Origin of the sequence: Microcystis sp. M53598_WE2, from assembly GCF_030067735.1 — a bacterium.
Taxonomy (GTDB): domain Bacteria; phylum Cyanobacteriota; class Cyanobacteriia; order Cyanobacteriales; family Microcystaceae; genus Microcystis; species Microcystis aeruginosa.
Genome location: NZ_JASJFE010000154.1, coordinates 1 through 1,878, shown reverse-complemented (window position 1 = coordinate 1,878; position 1,878 = coordinate 1). Strand labels below are relative to the sequence as shown.

General features: G+C 44.4%; 3 protein-coding genes. 2 read left to right on the top strand and 1 reads right to left on the bottom strand.

Going from position 1 to position 1,878, the window contains the following annotated elements; genetic code table 11:
• The first annotated feature begins 139 nt into the window (after positions 1 to 139).
• Positions 140 to 580: a phage integrase N-terminal SAM-like domain-containing protein gene (locus PX636_RS03455; protein ID WP_288116236.1), complete on the top strand. Its 441-nt coding sequence runs from the start codon at positions 140 to 142 to the stop codon at positions 578 to 580.
• Positions 561 to 734, top strand: coding sequence for a hypothetical protein (locus tag PX636_RS03450; protein ID WP_235614740.1), 174 nt, complete (start codon positions 561 to 563; stop codon positions 732 to 734). Before PX636_RS03455 ends, PX636_RS03450 begins: the two co-directional genes overlap by 20 nt.
• A gap of 3 nt (positions 735 to 737) precedes the next feature.
• Here the strand turns inward: PX636_RS03450 and PX636_RS03445 are convergent, their stop codons facing one another.
• A complete protein-coding gene (locus tag PX636_RS03445; RefSeq protein WP_002803408.1) occupies positions 738 to 1,592 on the bottom strand; it encodes a universal stress protein in 855 nt (284 codons plus the stop codon).
• Positions 1,593 to 1,878 lie beyond the last annotated feature (286 nt).

The following is a 1,878-nucleotide window of genomic DNA, read 5'->3' as shown; positions in this document are numbered from 1 at the left end:
ACGGAAATTTTCCGTATATTACGCCAAATACGCATTTTTTTAAGAATCTTTCCGTATATTACGCTCAAATGGAGTGATCGCGAGAAGTTTTCCGTATAATATTACGATAAGCGTGTTATGCCGATTAGCGTACTCTGTGATGAACCCTCCCCCACCCCGAAAACTCCTAGACGTAGTGCGTGAAACCATTCGCCTCAAACACTACTCCTACCGCACCGAACAAACATATCTGGACTGGATTAAGCGTTATCTGCTCTTCCATCAGAAAAAACATCCCCGTGAAATGGGGGGTGAAGAAATTAGAGCCTTTTTGACCCATCTTGCCGTTGATAAAAACGTTGCCGCCGCCACCCAAAACCAAGCCCTCAACGCCATCCTCTTTCTTTATCGAGAAGTTCTGAAAATTGAACTGGAAAATATCGGTACATATTTACGGGCAAAAGGTCACAAACGTCTGCCCACCGTCCTCACCAAAAAAGTAAAAATGGCTGATGATTTTAGCGATCGCACAACAGACTGCGATCGCTGCCCAGGTAATTCTCAACCCACCAAAGTTAGGATTGCTCATCCAAGAAATTAAATCTCTTGAGAAGCAATTACTGAGTTTGCGGGTTGAGAGTCGAAGTTATCCCTTAAATGAGCTAATCGCCTTTAGCTCGGCTTTTATGACGATGAAAGCCATTGCCAGCAACTTAAATCAAATGAGTCAAGACTTACCTGCCTACACCCAATAGGGGCTAAATCCCTTCTTTTCTGGCTAAAAGGACGGGACAATTGACATTAACCCGCACATAATCCGAAAGGGAAGTACCGAGAAGGCGATCGAGATCTGGTAAACTCTTAGCCACGGAAGGACGGCGATCGGGCGAACCCAACAGTAAGAGATCGACATTATAATCATCGACGAGTTTACAGAGTTGTTCTCCCGGTTTACCCCCCGTCACCACGCAGCGATAGGGTATATTCATCCGTTTCGCTTTTGCCACTGCCGGCCCTATAATCGGGTTTTCTTCCATTTCTTTGGGGGAAGTGGGGGCAAATTCTGGCTTTAAGTCGGGGTTGACGCGGGCCAAAATTAACTCTGCTGAAGGATAGTCTCGCAGGAGATAAATAGCCAGATCGAGAGCTAAATCAGCCGAGCTAGACTTATCGAGAGCTACCATCACCTTTTTGATTTTTTTGACGTAAATATCGTCTTTTACCAATAACATCGGGTGATTAGTCAGTTGAAAGACGTATTGACTGACGGAATTTTCTAGAATTGCCTCCAGTCGCTTCAGTCCTCGGGAACCCATTAGGATCAAATCAGCCCCGATTTCGTCGGCAACTTGACAGACGGTATCTTTGGGATCTCCTTGCCGCAGAATCGTGGAGACTTTGCTCGGTTCAATTTTGACTTCTTGCAGGATTTTAGTCAGCATTTGGGTCCCTTCTTCCCATTTACTGGCCAGAGCTTCGGTGGTAATCTGAGGGGGAACAACCCGGAGAATGGTAATCGACGCTTTCCGGATAGCCGGGAGATCCATTAATGCTTGTAGCATTTCTTGGGTTTGACCTGTGCCGGAATCAGCGTATAGTATTTTCTCTAGCATAAGATTAAACTCGGTCTATGATCTTAATAGTTTTAGCCAATTTTCAGCATACTGCTAATGTTGTTCCCGAAATTTAACAACTTATTAAGCGCTTTTTCTTAGGTTAATGCGATGCCGAAGGCACTGCGTAGCAGCTCGCACTTGAGGGGATTTTAAGTATTTATGCTTAATTGACTAGAAATACTTGTCTCAAAATCACGGTGTCAAGCGTTCGTTTGTATTATATCTGGACTTCCCCCATACAGAAATACTAAAAAATTAACAAAACCCTTACTGCAGGTCGCTT

Coding starts and splice junctions, on each gene's coding strand:
- PX636_RS03455 (WP_288116236.1), top strand. CDS start 140: ATGAACCCTCCCCCACCCCGAAAACTCCTAGACGTAGTGCGTGAAACC.
- PX636_RS03445 (WP_002803408.1), bottom strand. CDS start 1,592: ATGCTAGAGAAAATACTATACGCTGATTCCGGCACAGGTCAAACCCAA.